The organism is Phycisphaeraceae bacterium (assembly GCA_019636735.1).
Taxonomy (GTDB): Bacteria; Planctomycetota; Phycisphaerae; order Phycisphaerales; family SM1A02; genus VGXK01.
Genome location: JAHBWY010000003.1, coordinates 66,723 through 81,094, shown reverse-complemented (window position 1 = coordinate 81,094; position 14,372 = coordinate 66,723). Strand labels below are relative to the sequence as shown.

The window sequence follows — 14,372 nt, the reverse complement described above, 5'->3', positions numbered from 1 at the left end:
CCATCGAATGACGCTGCCGCAACTGAGTGATGCTGACGCGCGAATGCTCGACCTGCTGGTCGAGCATGAGTTCAATCCGGAGATCCTCGATCGCCTCGATGGCGAGGATCTGCAGCGCGCTCGAGCGCTGCTGGAACTGTTCGGCCATCTCGATGCGCTGCCCGCCGAATCGCCGTCACCGGCGCTTTTCGAGCGCCTGACTGAGTCGATCGATGCTGCGGAGGACGCGCAGCGCCGACGGATGCGCCTCGAGACCGCTCGTCCGAAAGCGCGCCTGCTTCGACTTCCCGATGCACTCACCGTTGCCGCACTGGTGCTGGTCGCGCTCGGCGTCGGCTGGCCTCTTCTCGCCTCGATGCGCAACGCCGCGATTCGCGAGCAGTGCGAGCGCAACATGGCGTCGATCCATGTCGGCATGGAGCGCTTCGCGCTCGATCACGACGGTCGTCTGCCGCTCGCCGCGGGCCTCGGCTCATTCCTGAGTTCCGGCACGGGCGGATCGGTCCGCGACCTTGAGCAAGCGCCAGAGCGAGTCGATTGGCGCCGCTATCGCCATGGCGAGAACCTCGAACTGCTGCATCACCGCGCCTACATCGGCGCCAAGTGCCTCACATGCCCCGGCTGCGAGAAGGAGCGCGGCGCCATGGCGCTGCGAGTCCCCGCAGCGGGGCAACGACTGACCCTCGCCACCCTGAACGGCATCATGGTGGCCGATGCGAACCCCGCCATGGAGCGCTTCCATGAGGGGCTCGAGTGGCGCGGCTTCGCCGCCAGGAGCAGCGCCAACCACCGGAGCCAGGGGCAGAATGTCCTCCTCGACGATGGCTCGATTCGCTGGCTCTTCTCCCCGCTCCTGCCCTCCGGAGATTCCATCTGGCTGCCCTGCGAGCGGGAGGACCCCACCGCCCTCGAAAGCGGTCGCCTTCCGACCCGGGCTGATGATGTCTTCGTGACCCAGTGACGCCGGGCGGGCTTTCCGCTATGCTGCGCGGTCCTCCCGAGCCCACCCATGCCCAAGCAGAAGAGCCATAAGGGATTGCTGAAGCGGATCAAGATCACCAAGAGCGGTCTCGTCCGCGCCGGCCGTCCGAACAGCCGACACCTCAAGAGCAACAAACGCGGCGTTCAGGTGCAGACCTATCGCAAGCGCCGCTATGCCCGCCGAGGCGATCTCGGCGCGCTTGAGAAGATCCTCGGCCGTCCTCTTCGCAGCTATGAGGACAAGCTCGCCTCGAAGGAGGCCGGCGTCGTGGCGGAAGCCACGCGCTGAATTCGTCCGCGCCAGGTCAGTGTTGCCCCGGCGCCACGCACCCCATCGTCCGTCGGGCTCGAAGCGCCGCTGAGCGGCCTCCGCCGGACACCAGAGGAGAGTTCGCATGCCCCGTGTACGCAAGGGCGCCGCCCGAACCCAGGCCCGTCGCAAGCTTCTTCGAGAGGCTCGCGGCTACTACGGAACCAAGAGCCGACTGAAGCAGCAGGCGAAGGTCGCCCGGCTTCGTGCTGGACGCAACGCCTGGCGTCATCGTCGCCTTCGACGACGCGACTTCCGTTCGCTCTGGATCACCCGCATCACCGCCGCCTGCCGCATGCGCGGGACGAGCTACAGCCGCTTCATTCACGGCCTCGCCCTCGCCGGCAGCGCCCTCAACCGCAAGATGCTCTCCGAGTTGGCGATCGCCGACCCTGCGAGCTTCGATGCGCTTGTTGAGAAGGCGACCGCGTCGGCTGCTCGCTGAGTGCACACGCCCTGCTTCGGCTCAGTCCACCTTGCCTCGTCTCAAGACGAGGCGCGGTGAACGCTGACTTCATTTGGCGTTTCGAGCGGTCACGCCAAGATCGACCGTGCTTCCGGACGGAGTGGGAGTCACGCCGGGACTTGGGCGAGGCGTCACCGCCCCAGCAGTCTCAGCAGCGATTCCGCCTGCTGATTCGCGATGCCGATCATGCTGATTGACGCCTGCGAGAGAATCTGCGCACGCACGAGCGCCGAGGTCTCTTCCGCGACATCGGCTTCCATGATGGCGTCGCGTCCGGCCGTGGCGGCTTCGATCGCCGACTGAAGCGACTCGATCGCGCCCTGAAGGCGCGTGCGATCGATGGCCCCGAGGCGCGCTCGTGCGATGGACACTTCCTGGATGGCCGCTTCCACGACGCGCACCGCATCGGTCGGATCGCCGTTGCCGACAGCAAGCTGGCCGCCGCTCACCAGGTCGGAGAGGACGACTGGAGTTCCCAGCAGCGTCTTCACTCGCCCGAGCTGCGACGGGATCATCGGATTCAGACCGAAGAAGACGCGATCATTCGAGGTCGAGCCCGGACCGACCTGGAAGGCGACCCCGCCTCCGCGCACCTGAACGAGTTCGGTGCTCTGCCCTGTCACGGTGCCGTAGGCCTCGGTCAGGACCGCGGAGAGCGAGATCATCGGGGTGTTGAGGGAGACCTGAAGACCGTTGCCGACCCAGGGGATCCCATTGATCCAACCCTCGGCGTCAACCCCGGAGTCCGAGTTCACACTCGGGCCACCGATTGCGGCAACCGTGCTCCAATTCGCTCCAGTGCCGCCGAGGGCCTTCACGCTCACGGTCTGACTCGAGCCGTACTCGATCGTCCTGAATGTGAGCGCGGGAATCCCCGATGGTTGCGTGATGATCGCCTCAATCCCCGTCTGATCGCGAAGCTGGTTGATCGCGGTCACCATGAGGGCCGATGGCGCGCCTGCGGAGAAGCTGAGGACGCGCGTTCCCTTGGGTCCGGCGATCTCGAGGGTGACATCCTCGGTCAGCTCTGCGGCAAGGAACGAACCTCCGTTCAAGGGCGCATACAGCACGCCTCGCTCCGCGCCGACGGTAAGCGCGAAGGTGAGATTGAGCGCGCCCGTCGCCATGTCGGCCTGATGGACATGCAGGCGCGAGATGCGAGCGGGATTGAGCTGGCTGGTGCGGTAGGCAAGTGATCCATCAAGGAGACGCTTGCCTCCGAAGGTCGCCGTGTTCGCGATCGCTTCAATGCCTGCAAGCTCCGCGTCGATCGCGATCTGCCGCTCGGAGGGCGGCAACGGCGAACCGTCGCCCTGCTCGGAAACGAGCGCCTTCAGCGTTTCGAGCCGGTCGGCGAGCGAGGCGAGCTGACCGTCGATTGCCGCGATCATGGCGCTGCCGCGGGTGGCGGCATCAATCGCCGCTCGAAGCCCGCTCAATTCCATGGCAAGGCGATTCGCCTTCACAAGGCCGGCGGGGTCGTCCGACCCGCGATTGATTCGGAGGCCCGTCGAGATGCGCTCGAGGCGCACCGAGAGATCGGCGTTGGCCCGCAGCAGTCCGTGGTGCGCGATGAGCGCCGCGATGTTGCTGTTGATGGTGGTCATGGAGCCTCCATGCTCAGGCGCTCTCGCGCCGTGGCGGGTGCTTCTCCGAAGCAAGACGGGCACCGCGCTGCCCCTGCACGCCGGTCTTCGGCGGAATCGGCATCGAATCAAGCGTGCCGCGGAAGCGCGCCGCATGCTCGTTCTCCTGCCTGATCGCCTCGTAGACCTCCTTGCGATGGACCGCCACGCTGGCGGGTGCGTTGATTCCGATCCTCACCTTGTCCCCGCGAATGTCGACGATGGTGAGTTCCACCTCGTCGCCGATCATGATCGATTCATCGATGTGCCGAGAGAGCACCAGCATTGTTCGGACTCCTTCCGAGAGTTGTCTCTTCCTTGAACCGTGGGAACTGCTCGATCAGGCTCCCACCACCTGTGCCCCTTCAAGCCGCACGAGCTCGTGGCGCGTCGACCAGCGGCGCTCGGCAAGCACGACCTGCACGCCCCGTCGCGTCACCGCGCTGATCACCAGGGGCCCCTGCATGTTGGCCGTCAGGACCGCGCCGCGACGATTCACAATGACGAAGGTCTGCGCCTCCGATGGATCGTTCAGGCCGATCTCGCTCACCTGCTCAGGCCGAAGCGGAGCAGCGAAGTCGTCGGCCCAGAGCGCCGGATCGGTGACGACGAAGGCGAGGTCGGGGTTCTCCGTGCTCTGGAGCCAGAAGAAGACGCCGCGCGCATCGGGCTGAAGGAGCGCGAATCGACGGGCGTTCGCGAAGCCGAGCAATCCGCCGGGGAAGTCGATGAGTCGTCCCTCGTCAACTTCAACGGCGCCGAAGCGTGTGGTCTGCAAGATCATGTCGTCCTCCTGACGGCCCGCAGCCGCGGGCACTCCTGTGGTCATCCGAGATAGCGGAGAAGAGAAAGGGAGCCGGCTCGAGCCAGCGCCGCGAGCCCCGCCTGGAGCTGCACCGAGAGCTGCGAGAGCCTCGTCGAGGCCTCGGCCAGATCGATGTCTCCAAGAAGGCTTCGGAGCGACTTCTGCTGCACCACGATCTCCTCGAGTGCGACTCGTTCCATGGCGAGTCGCGACGCCTTCGCGCCCGCACCGCTCCGGGCCAACGCGACCCGATCAACGGCACGGTCGACACCGTCCAAAGCAATCGAGATGCCAAGCGGATCTCCCGCGATGACGGCGTCCCTGAGCCTCAGCAGCCAGGTGAAGGCCCCGTCAACGGCAACTTGTGCGCGATCCTCCCCTGCAATCACTGCGCCCGTGGTCCCCCCGAGGATGCCGAGATCCTCGGCGGCCCATGAGTTGTTGAACCCGGCAACCGTGAAGCCTCCGGGGCCCGCGGTGTTGTCGGTCAGGAGCAGGCCATTGCCATTGGCGCGAAGGCCGGCGAAGAACTCCGCCTGCGAGATCCCCGCGGCGGCAGCGGCGGCATTGATGGTGGCCAGGACCTGCCCGACCGTGGTCTCGTTGGTGAAGTCAACGACGAAGAAGCGGCCATCCTTCAGTGAAATGAGGAGATCCGCGCCGGTGTTGTTCGCCGGCTGCCCCGTGACCGGATCGATTCCCGGAACGGCGAAGCGGACACCGCGCCCGTCGTTGAAATCCGAGAGGAGCGTGTAGGTCGCCAGCGTGTCGATGCCGAGCCGCGTGGCCGTGTCGTCGCCGGTGAGATCGGAGATTGAGAGCCCCGGTCCGGAGAGGGCGTTGCGAATCCACGCCTTTCCGGTCGCGGCGTCGAACTCGACGCGAACCCCCATGTCGAGGCCCTCGACGATGTTCTTCAAGTCCCTGAGCGTGACAGCTCCTGAGAGATCGACCACCTGCACCATCGAGCCGACCGAGATGCGGATGGAGCCGAGCGGTCCCGCGCCCCACGCGGCAAGCGGCGTCTCGAGTCCGGCCGAGAGATCAACGGTGCCGCTGAGATCCACGCGGCGGCTGACTCCGCCGAAGGCCTCGTGTCCCGAGATCGTGACCGGTTCGCCGAGGCCCACATCCAGCCCTCGGCCGCGTCCCATGTAGAGCACGCCATCGCCGCGATGATTCCACGGAGCTCCTCCGGCGCGCGTGCCCCCGAAGAGATGCACCGAACCAAAGCGGGCGTTTCCTTCCGTCGTGAGGCGCGCGATCAGTTGATCAAGTTCCGTGGCGATCGCCTGGCGCTCCGATTCGGGAAGCGAGGCGGTGGTGTCCTTGGAGACAAGCGCGCGGGCCTCGGCCAGCAGATCCAGAGACCGCGCGAGCGGAGCATCGGACGCTTCGAGCAGGTTGGCGCCCCGCAGGAGCAGATCACTTCGAGTGAGGGATTGCTCGAGTGACGCCGTCAGGCGAGCCAGCGCTGCCGATCGCTGCGGGTCATCGCTCGCTCGGAGCATCGCCTGCCCGAGGACAAGCTGCATCTGCACGCGCGCGAGCGAGGCGTTCGTTCGCCCGACTCCGTTCAGGAGCCCGGGGGCGCCGGCACCGCCGATTCGCATCGATGGAAGAATGGAGTCGATGGTCATGGGAGAAGTCGCTCCAATGGTTCACCGCGCGGCCATGCGCAGCAGCGTGTCAAGCGCCTGCTGCAGCGCCGAGATGTAGCGTGCCGCCGCTTCATACTGCCCCTGCGCGGCGATGAGGTTCATTGCCTCCTCGTCGAGGTTGACGCCCGAAATCGCCTGCTCCTGCGACTGGAGACCGAGGCGCACGATCGCCGCCGCCTCGGCCCCGCTGCTGAGCGCTGCCACGCGGGCCGAAAGCGACGCATCGCCCAGGCGCCACCAGTCGCCGAGCGTGGCGTTGAGCGCATCAATCGTCGTGGTCCGAAGCTTGAGCATCGCGGCGGCCACGGCCGTGTCATCCTCGCCAAGCGCCACCGAGAGAAGGAGCGGGTCATTGACGAGCGCCGCATCGACATCGATGTCAGCAGCCGAGAGCCCCGTGAAGAAGGCGCCGAACTGAATGGCGGTGAAGAGCCCCGTCTGATCTTCGAGAATCGAGAAGGTCTCACCCGGCGGCACCTCGATGACCAACTGGTTCTGCCCATTCACGGTGGCGATCGGCGAGCCGGCAGCACCGGTGATCAATGCGGCGATTTGCTGGAGCGAATCGACCGCCGGATCCACTTGGATCTCGATGACCGAGGGGTTCTCGCTGCCCGCCGGGCCGAATTGGATTCGGATGACGCCCGCCGTCACCGGCGACGGCAGCGGATTCTGCGCAATCGGGATCGCCGCGTTCTCGATGCCGAGGAAGCTCGTCATCGAGGTCCTGCCATGCAGACCGCGACCGGCGACATGGATTCGGTTGACCGCCTGCATGAGGCGTTGAGCAAGTTCGTCGAGGCGCGCGATCTCCGTCTGCACCCCTTCAGCACGGCTCGCAAGCAGAGCGCCGATCGCGCCTCCGGCCACGAGCGGTGCACCATCGGTCACCGTGGCCACTCCGGTGCCCGCCGCAGTCTGAACGAGCGTGACGCCGAGCGATGTTCCCGAGAGCATGATCGGTGTGCTTCCGATGAGCAGATCAAGCGAGCCGTCGGGGCGATCGACCACGGCAAGGTCGAGGAGTGTCGAGAGCTCATCCACGAGCAGGTCGCGCGAATCGCGCAGGGAAGGCGCCGCGCCACCCGCCGCTTCCGCCGCGGCAATCTGGCTCGAGAGCGCCTCGATCGAGCTCAGCAACTGGTTCACCTTGTTTACGGCATCCTGGAGCGACTGATCGATCTCCTGGCGCTGTTGCACAAGTTGCTGGCGAAGCGTCCGGATCTGCTTGGCGAGACCGACTCCCTGCTGCACGATCACGCCGCGGATGGCCGGGTCGGAGGGTGCTTCGGCGACACTACCCCATGCGTCGATGAATGACTCGACGGCGCCCGCGACGCCACCCGGCGCAACGGAGGCGAGGAGATCCTCAATGGTGCCGAAGCGCTGCTGCGCTGTGAGCGATGCGGCTTCATCGGCGCGCGCATGGCGAAGGCGAGCGAGGAGCGCCATGTCGATCGCTCGCGAGAGGCCACTTACCCGCACGCCATGACCACTGTGCCCGATACCGAGGTGCGGGACGCCCGAGATCGGCAGCATGCCGATCCGCTGGCGGCGATAGCCCGGCGTCATGGCGTTCGCCATGTTGTGGCCCGCCGTGTGCATCGCCCCCTGCCCCGCCTTGAGGCCCGATGCGCCGATCTGGAATCCAGTGCCGAGGTTCATGCTTCGTCTTCCTTCCCGCTAGTGACGGAGATCCACCGCAAGCGGTCCTTCGCCTGCGGCCAGTCGACCGCGGCGCCCATAGACCCCGGCGCCATCGGATGACACCGTGGCCCGCACGCCCGCCAGATGCGCGGCAAGCCGCTCCGCCGCACGCCGTACCACGGCCATGGCCCGCGCCACTTCGGCCGCTTCCTGCCGAAGAAGCGCACCGATTCGCGTGGCACCCTCATGCTCAGGACCGCCTGCACTCAGGCGCGCCAGCAGGTGTTCAAGCGGCGCACCCGCTTCAACGCCAAGCGCCAGCGATGCTCGCTCTCGTGCGCGCTCGAGATCAGCCAGCTCGCGCGAGCGCTCGCGGATGAGCTCGGCAGCGTGTCGCAGTCGCGTTGCGTCGGCCTCTTCGACCGCCCGACGCTCCTCCGTGATCGCCTCGCGGAGGGCTCGAACCTGGTCGAGTTCGCGGGAGAGAATGGAGACGATCGCGTTCGGCACTTCGCGCGATTCGGCGGTGGCGGCTGGTCGCGTCGCGATCGTCGCGCCTGCTGCGGGACGGCGGCTCATGCAACCCCCCTCTCGCGGGCAAGCAGGCGCGCTTCAATTGCCTTGGTCGCCGCCATGCGCGGGCTCGCGGCGATGCGGTCGGCAAGAGCCACATCGAGCATCGGCCCGAACCGCTTCTCCGCATCACCCGGCGCGAAGGGCCCCCACGCGAGCGAGCCGCCTCGAAGTTCCTTCAAGACAGGCAGGATGAGCGACTGCGCCACCAGGCCGCGCGCGGCAGCGGAGATCGCCTCACGCCGATCACTCTCGGCCATCATGCGATCGAAGGATGCGGCACTCTCGTCCGCGAGCGGCCGAACGCTCTGCGTTGACTTTGACCACGACGCCGCCGCCTCGCGCGCGAGGTGCGTGGGATCGGGTGACGCCAGTGAGGAGATCGCGCTCATTCGCTCACGATCTCCGCCGAGAGAGCGCCCGAGCGGCGCAGTTCATAGATGATGGCGATCTGATCCCGCGCCGAGATGTCGAGCTGATCGAGCGTGCGGAGCAGATCCGCAAGCCGCGTGCTGCCGGGTGCCCCTGGCGCCGCATTGGTCGCGACTCCCGCCCAACGCGTGGTCGTCGCCACCGGGAACTCGGGCGTGCCGATCGGTTCGGGCGTGATCGTCGTGATCTGAAGACCGGCATGGGTGATCGCCACCGGCCTGATCTCGACATTGTCGGTGACGACGATGATGCCCTCGCGCTCATTGACCACGACGCGCGCGGGCGTGCGGATCAGCGAGCCATCGACATGGAAGGTGAGGACGCGAGCCAGGAAGTTCGACGGATCCGCGCGGTCGCGCTGCGGCACGCGCAATCGAATCGTCTTCGCATCATCGGTGCGAGCCACGCCGCGCTCGCCCAGGAGCGCCATCTCCTCGTTGATGACCGTCGTGAGTGCGCTCGCCACCGGATAGCCGGCGAATTCATCGCGCAAGATGAGAAGCACCGAGCCATCGGGCTGGATCGGATCGCCCATGACCGAGCGGAGCATCTGACCTCCGCTTCGCACGACACCGTCGCGCGGATTGCCGCCGGGAATCTCGACGGAGCCCTGCGCGAAGGCCATCACCGGGATCTCACTCGCATCGGGCAACGGCAGGCGCAGCATCGAAACGACAAGTGTTCCGCCTGCAAGGCTCTTCGCGTTGAAGAGCGAACTGACCGTGACATCGAATCGATCGCCTTCGGCAGCGCCCATCGGCGGAATCGACATGGACACCTGCACCACCGCGAAGGAGTCGGTACGGCGCAGCTCATCGAGACTGCCGACGCTGGCATCGAGGTTCTTCAGGTACTGCGCGAAAGGACGGGCGGCGACCAGCGAGTCCTTGTTGCGATCGCCGGTCCCGTTGAGACCGATCACGATGCCGAGACCGACGAGCGTGTTTCGCTCATGGCCCTTCACGCGCACCAGTTCCTGCACGGTGGCGCCTTGGGCAACCGCTGCGCCGAGCAGCGCAAGGATTGCCGGAAGAAGAAGCCAGAGGAAGGGAGCCCTGATCAGGACGCTTCGAGCGATCCGAGCGGCCGAATGTGGTCTGGAGTGTGGTTTCGCCATGGGTGAAGGAGGTCACCCCCCATCGGAGAGGGAGGGCGCCCGACCTCGCTCGAAGCAAGCCGTGTGCCAGCCTGCATTCCACCGCCAGATGGCACCCCCATGGCATGATGCCGATCATGCGCTGGTCCGCCCCGGCCGGGCTCCTGCTCCTTGTCGCGACCGTCACGCTTCTGGCGACCCGTTCGCCCATGGGCGCCGAGGTCACGCTGCTTCAGTTCGCCGGTGCGCTGATTGAGGACCTGTGGGCGCCACTCCTGTGGATGGTGAGCGCGCTGGGATGGGGCACCCTCGTGTGCCGCGCTCTCATGCGTTCGACGCTCGGAGGCGAGAGGCGGGAGGCGGTGACCGAGCGGCCCTTCATCCGATTCGACTGGAGTTCCTCGGCGCAGTGGGCGCTGTCGAGCGCCGTCGGCGTCGCGCTTCTGCTCTTCGTCGCACAGGTGGCGGGGTCGCTCGGTCTCCTGCGCTGGCCGGTGGTGGCGTGGGCGCTCCTCCTTCCTGGCGTGGGTGTTGCCTGCGGAGGGCTCGTCTCACACCTGCGCGAGCGCATGCCACATGCAGCACGCAAGTTCGCCAGCCCCGCATCAGGCATTGGGTGGTGGCCGATGGCGCCCGCCATCGGAGTCCTTGTCTTCGCGGCGACCAGCAGTCCGGGGCACCTCTGGTCGACGGAGTTCGGCGGTTACGACGCCCTCAGTTACCACCTCGCGCTGCCCCGCGACTGGCGCGACTTCGGCGCGATGACGCCAATCGCGACGAACGCCTACGCCTATCTGCCGAGTTGGATCGAAGGGGGCTTTCTCCATCTCTTCGCACTCGGCGGCGACTCCACCCTGATGGGCCTGCGAGCCCAGCTTCTTCATGCGCTGATCACGCTGGTCACTGCGCGGTGCGGCGCGGAGGTCGCTCGCGGCGTGGCGAGAGCATTCATCGACAGCGCCCGCGCCGATCGCGATGCACTCGCGTCACTGGCGGCCTTGATCGCGGCGACCGTGACCCTCGCCACCCCGTGGGTGATCGTCACCGGCTCGATGGCGTACAACGAGATGGGCGCCGCGCTCGGTGGCGTTGCACTCCTGCTCGTGTGTGGCGCCCCACTGAGTCTTCGTTCGCGGGGTGCACTCCTCGGCGTCTGCGGTGCTCTCATGGTGGGCTCCAAGCTTTCGGCTGGAGTGCTTCTTCTGCCCGCCGTAGCCGTTCTTGTGCTCGTCGGTGCTGATTGGCGGCGCCATCAGAGCGCACTCGGCGCCCTCATGACCATGCTGATGAGCGCGGGCGTGGCCGCCCTCATCGCCCTTCTCCTCTGCGCTCCATGGCTTCTTCGGAACTGGATCGCCACGGGCAATCCCCTCTTTCCATTTGCATCAGGGCTCCTTGGCGCAGGCGCCTGGAGCGCGGACCAGATCGAGGTGTGGCAGCGCGCCCATGGCGCGGAAGGATCGCCCGGTGAGCGGCTTCTTGCGCTCTGGCGTCAATTCTTCATTTTCGGCCTCGGGAGTGCGCCTGTGTCAGGTGAGCCGTGGCGCCCCTTCTGGGGAGTGCTCCCATGGCTTGTGGCGCCCGCGCTCCTGACCCTCGCTTGGTCGCGCGACACCCGCAGGCTTGCCGCCGCCTTCGCCACCGGACTGGCCTTCGCCCTCATCGCATGGATGACCTTCACCCACCTTCAGAGCCGGTTCCTTGTGCCCCTCGCGCCGATCGCCGCCGCCACCGTGGCTCTCGGCGTGGTGCGTGTGGTCGGAGCGAGTCGCACGGATCAGCGCACCGATGGCCGCTCACCACTGCGCCTCATCGCCGCGTTGCCGCTGCTGCTCGTCTCACTTCAGCCCGTCGCCGCGTTCTGGAGTGAGGGAGAGAACGCAGCCCTCATGATCGGCGCCGAGCGCGCGATGACCGGTGATGAGAGAGCGGCGTTTCCCCCGGCCATCGCCGCGACGGCGCCGAAGTCACGGGCGTTCGTCCTGAACTTCGAGATTGCGCCGCGCGCCAGGGCGCTCGAGCAGCGCGTTCTCCTGATCGGCGATGCAGCGACCTTTCGCTATCGTGCACCGCACCAGAGTTCCACGGTCTGGACACGAGATCCGCTTGTCGAGGCGCTGACTGCGGAGCGCGATGGCTCGGCGATTGTTGATCGCCTGCGTGAGGCGCGCATCGGCTGGGTGCTCGTTGATCACGGCATGATGTCGATCTGGCGACGAAGCGGATGGCTTGCAGCAACGCTCGATGAGGAGTCGGTGGCCCGCATCGAAGCGCCGCTCCGTCCAATCATGGAGTTCCCGGGCGGCGCGAGGCTCTTCGAGGTTCCGCCACCATCCCGGCCGCCAGCCGTGATACGGTGATGTGTCCCCGGCGCGGGTGCGAACCCCACCGGGTTCGCGTGCTGCTCGGTGAACTCGTTCAGGCCCCCTCGTGAGTCAATCCGACGCCATCGTCTGTCCCTTCTGCGGTGCCCCGCAGCCGCGCTCGAACACCTGCGCGGGGTGCGGCACTCCGCTCGACCAGACGACCCTCGATCGAACGCTCGCCCGCATGGGGCCGTGGTTCATTCGCAGTGCGACTCATCCGTACATGCCGGGGTGCTCGTGGGAGCAGATCGCGGACTTCGTCGCGCAGAAGATCATCACGCGCGACACCATTCTTCGCGGCCCCACCACCAGCCAGTTGTGGATGGTCGCACGGCGAACTCCGGGCGTTGCGCACCTGCTCGGCGTCTGCCACAGTTGCCGGGCGACGGTGACGCCCGACATGGAGTCCTGCCCTGCGTGTCGCGCGTCGTTCGGGGCGCCACTCGACCGGAATGCGCTCGGGCTTCCCACCAAGGACGAGCCGCCTGCGGCGCACCTCGATGAGACCGAAGCGCCGCGCCTCAGCGCCTTTGCGACCAATGATGAGCTCCGCGAGGGTCTCCACGACGAGGTGCGGCGACGGCGGACGGTGGGTGGATCGAGCGCCCCCGCGCCAACTTCATCCTCGGGACAGGCCGGCCCCCTTCCATCTGATGGATCCTCTCCGCCAGGAACCGCCGCCCGTCGGCGCGTGCTGCCGTGGTGGCTCTTCGCGGGCGCCGGCGTGGTGGTGGTGGCGGCGATCGTGATTGCCGTCATGGCGCCTCGAACAACGCGATCGAATGGCGCTGACTCCGGCTCGGTCACAACCGCTCGAAACGACGCTCGCGCAGCCAAGCCGGACTCGATGACACCGGAGGCATCGGGCGCTTCGAGTGCGCCCGACCCGGCGCCTCGGTCACTCGAAGCCGGGCGCACCGCCCTGAACACGAGCGATCCGGCTCAAGCGAGTGCGCAGGCCGACCTCCCGGCGTCGGCTGAACCGGCCGCCGACAAGAGCGCCGCCCCGCCGCCTGATCCCCTCGCGCCCATCGAGGCACTGCTCCGCGAAGCTCGCGACCCCGAACGCTCTCGGGCGGAGCGCCGCGCGCGGGTGGCGCAGGCTATGGACGCGCTGCACACGCTTGCGACGCCGGGCGATCCGCACGGAAATGGCCCCGGCATCGATCCCGCACGAGTCGCCTCGCTCCGGCAGAGAGCTGAACGAGAGGCGCAACGGCTCGTGGCCGAGGTTTTCGTCTTTGGAGAAGGTTCATCGCCATGACTTCAAACTCCGGGCGACGCGCCCGGTCCCTCACATTCATGCTCTTCTTCGGCTCGCTGACCTTCTGCACAGGGTGCGAGTCGCCGCCCCGGTCGCCCAGCGCTTCAACCTCCGCCGACTCCGGTCGGCCAGCCAGTGTGCCGACAGCCGACTTGAACAGCGAGGGAGCGGCGCCGAATTCCGGTCCAGCGCGCCGCGGCAGTGGCGCGAGCGCCTCGGATGCGCGACCCGCCGTCATCTGGAACGAGGTCGTCATCGAGTGGAGCGATCTGCGCCCTCGCCTCGCCGAGCGAAGCGGAGGCACGGTGCTCGAAGAGATGTTGATTGACCGAAGGCTCGAGCAAGTCCTCTCGCAACGGGGCATCACGCTTTCCGCCGACGCCATCGCGCAGGAGGAGCAGTTGCTGCTCCAGACGCTCGCCCCCTCGCGGGAACGGGCGGAGACGCTCCTTCGCGAGCTTCGACTTGCGCAAGGCCTCGGGCGGCAGCGATGGAACGACCTCCTACGCCGCAATGCCGCGCTCCGGGCGCTCATCGCCGAGGAGGTGCGGGTCACTGATGAAGCCGTCATCGCGGCACTCGACGCCGCGCATGGCCCCAAGCGTGTCTGCCGGATCATCGCGGTACCCGATGTGCGCACGGCCGAATCGATCGGGGCGCAACTCGCGGGAGGCCTTTCCTTCGCCGATCTCGCCGTCGAGCGCTCCACCGATCGCTCCGCGGAACGCGGCGGGCTGCTCGCGCCCATCAGTCGCCTCGATCCCAACTATCCCCAGAGCTTCAGAAGCGCACTCTGGTCACTGGCCCCGGGGCAGGTCTCCGCGCCGGTGCTTCTCGACCGCGCGTGGGTCATCATCCGACTGGAGCGAGAGATCCCCGCGGAGCCCGCCATCAACGATCCCGGCGCTCGCGAGCGCGCTCGCATGGCTGTTCGTCGGGCGCAGGAGCGGCTGCTGATGGAGAACTACGCCCGTTCCATCCTGCGCGACACCAGCAACGCAACCATCTTCGATGACGCTCTCCTTGAAAGCTGGCGAGCCGTTCGTGTCGCCGCCCCCACCGACGCGCGGCGGTGATGGAGAGAACGCGTCGATCCGTCGTGGCGACGATCGCGCGGCGGTGAACTCCACCAACTCGTGCGGCTCG

General features: G+C 67.2%; 14 protein-coding genes. 6 read left to right on the top strand and 8 right to left on the bottom strand.

Annotated elements, in window-relative coordinates; genetic code table 11:
• Positions 1-7 precede the first annotated feature (7 nt).
• The 3 genes from KF724_04440 (at position 8) to rplT (ending at position 1,736) form a co-directional block, all read left to right on the top strand.
• Positions 8-961: an anti-sigma factor gene (locus tag KF724_04440; protein ID MBX3354928.1), complete on the top strand. Its 954-nt coding sequence runs from the start codon at positions 8-10 to the stop codon at positions 959-961.
• Between the two features lie 48 nt (positions 962-1,009).
• Positions 1,010-1,270, top strand: coding sequence for a 50S ribosomal protein L35 (locus tag KF724_04435; protein ID MBX3354927.1), 261 nt, complete (start codon positions 1,010-1,012; stop codon positions 1,268-1,270).
• Between the two features lie 106 nt (positions 1,271-1,376).
• On the top strand, positions 1,377-1,736 hold the full coding sequence (rplT, locus tag KF724_04430) for a 50S ribosomal protein L20 (GenBank protein ID MBX3354926.1): 360 nt from the start codon (positions 1,377-1,379) through the stop codon (positions 1,734-1,736).
• 152 nt (positions 1,737-1,888) lie between these two features.
• Here rplT and KF724_04425 read toward each other — a convergent pair whose 3' ends face one another.
• From KF724_04425 to KF724_04390, 8 genes are read right to left on the bottom strand one after another with little or no spacing between them, the layout of a single operon-like run.
• The gene (locus KF724_04425) at positions 1,889-3,364 is read right to left on the bottom strand and encodes a flagellin (GenBank protein MBX3354925.1); all 1,476 of its coding nucleotides are present in this window, start codon (positions 3,362-3,364) and stop codon (positions 1,889-1,891) included.
• A gap of 13 nt (positions 3,365-3,377) precedes the next feature.
• Positions 3,378-3,668: a carbon storage regulator CsrA gene (gene csrA / locus KF724_04420; protein MBX3354924.1), complete on the bottom strand. Its 291-nt coding sequence runs from the start codon at positions 3,666-3,668 to the stop codon at positions 3,378-3,380.
• Positions 3,669-3,722: 54 nt separating this feature from the next.
• A complete protein-coding gene (gene fliW / locus KF724_04415; GenBank protein MBX3354923.1) occupies positions 3,723-4,166 on the bottom strand; it encodes a flagellar assembly protein FliW in 444 nt (147 codons plus the stop codon).
• 41 nt (positions 4,167-4,207) lie between these two features.
• Positions 4,208-5,827: a hypothetical protein gene (locus KF724_04410; protein MBX3354922.1), complete on the bottom strand. Its 1,620-nt coding sequence runs from the start codon at positions 5,825-5,827 to the stop codon at positions 4,208-4,210.
• Between the two features lie 21 nt (positions 5,828-5,848).
• Positions 5,849-7,513 carry a flagellar hook-associated protein FlgK gene (gene flgK / locus KF724_04405; protein MBX3354921.1) on the bottom strand — a complete coding sequence of 555 codons (1,665 nt, stop codon included), beginning with the start codon at positions 7,511-7,513 and terminating at the stop codon, positions 5,849-5,851.
• 18 nt (positions 7,514-7,531) lie between these two features.
• Positions 7,532-8,074 (bottom strand): flagellar export chaperone FlgN, encoded by a 543-nt coding sequence (flgN, locus tag KF724_04400; GenBank protein MBX3354920.1) that lies wholly within the window; start codon positions 8,072-8,074, stop codon positions 7,532-7,534.
• Complete coding sequence (locus tag KF724_04395; protein MBX3354919.1) at positions 8,071-8,460, bottom strand: hypothetical protein; 390 nt, start codon at positions 8,458-8,460, stop codon at positions 8,071-8,073. Before KF724_04395 ends, flgN begins: the two co-directional genes overlap by 4 nt.
• The gene (locus tag KF724_04390) at positions 8,457-9,617 is read right to left on the bottom strand and encodes a flagellar basal body P-ring protein FlgI (GenBank protein MBX3354918.1); all 1,161 of its coding nucleotides are present in this window, start codon (positions 9,615-9,617) and stop codon (positions 8,457-8,459) included. The genes KF724_04395 and KF724_04390 overlap by 4 nt, the downstream gene beginning before the upstream one ends.
• A 116-nt stretch (positions 9,618-9,733) precedes the next feature.
• Between KF724_04390 and KF724_04385 the strand changes: the two genes are divergently transcribed.
• From KF724_04385 to KF724_04375, 3 genes are all read left to right on the top strand, one after another.
• Positions 9,734-11,956 carry a hypothetical protein gene (locus KF724_04385; GenBank protein ID MBX3354917.1) on the top strand — a complete coding sequence of 741 codons (2,223 nt, stop codon included), beginning with the start codon at positions 9,734-9,736 and terminating at the stop codon, positions 11,954-11,956.
• Between the two features lie 70 nt (positions 11,957-12,026).
• Positions 12,027-13,226: a hypothetical protein gene (locus tag KF724_04380; GenBank protein MBX3354916.1), complete on the top strand. Its 1,200-nt coding sequence runs from the start codon at positions 12,027-12,029 to the stop codon at positions 13,224-13,226.
• Positions 13,223-14,302, top strand: a complete 1,080-nt coding sequence (locus tag KF724_04375; protein MBX3354915.1) for a peptidylprolyl isomerase — start codon at positions 13,223-13,225, stop codon at positions 14,300-14,302. The genes KF724_04380 and KF724_04375 overlap by 4 nt, the downstream gene beginning before the upstream one ends.
• The last annotated feature ends 70 nt before the right edge of the window (positions 14,303-14,372 follow it).

Bases quoted from the DNA above. Each gene is read 5' to 3' on its own strand.
- KF724_04440 (MBX3354928.1), top strand. From the start codon at position 8: ATGACGCTGCCGCAACTGAGTGATGCTGACGCGCGAATGCTCGACCTG.
- KF724_04435 (MBX3354927.1), top strand. From the start codon at position 1,010: ATGCCCAAGCAGAAGAGCCATAAGGGATTGCTGAAGCGGATCAAGATC.
- rplT (MBX3354926.1), top strand. From the start codon at position 1,377: ATGCCCCGTGTACGCAAGGGCGCCGCCCGAACCCAGGCCCGTCGCAAG.
- KF724_04425 (MBX3354925.1), bottom strand. From the start codon at position 3,364: ATGACCACCATCAACAGCAACATCGCGGCGCTCATCGCGCACCACGGA.
- csrA (MBX3354924.1), bottom strand. From the start codon at position 3,668: ATGCTGGTGCTCTCTCGGCACATCGATGAATCGATCATGATCGGCGAC.
- fliW (MBX3354923.1), bottom strand. From the start codon at position 4,166: ATGATCTTGCAGACCACACGCTTCGGCGCCGTTGAAGTTGACGAGGGA.
- KF724_04410 (MBX3354922.1), bottom strand. From the start codon at position 5,827: ATGACCATCGACTCCATTCTTCCATCGATGCGAATCGGCGGTGCCGGC.
- flgK (MBX3354921.1), bottom strand. From the start codon at position 7,513: ATGAACCTCGGCACTGGATTCCAGATCGGCGCATCGGGCCTCAAGGCG.
- flgN (MBX3354920.1), bottom strand. From the start codon at position 8,074: ATGAGCCGCCGTCCCGCAGCAGGCGCGACGATCGCGACGCGACCAGCC.
- KF724_04395 (MBX3354919.1), bottom strand. From the start codon at position 8,460: ATGAGCGCGATCTCCTCACTGGCGTCACCCGATCCCACGCACCTCGCG.
- KF724_04390 (MBX3354918.1), bottom strand. From the start codon at position 9,617: ATGGCGAAACCACACTCCAGACCACATTCGGCCGCTCGGATCGCTCGA.
- KF724_04385 (MBX3354917.1), top strand. From the start codon at position 9,734: ATGCGCTGGTCCGCCCCGGCCGGGCTCCTGCTCCTTGTCGCGACCGTC.
- KF724_04375 (MBX3354915.1), top strand. From the start codon at position 13,223: ATGACTTCAAACTCCGGGCGACGCGCCCGGTCCCTCACATTCATGCTC.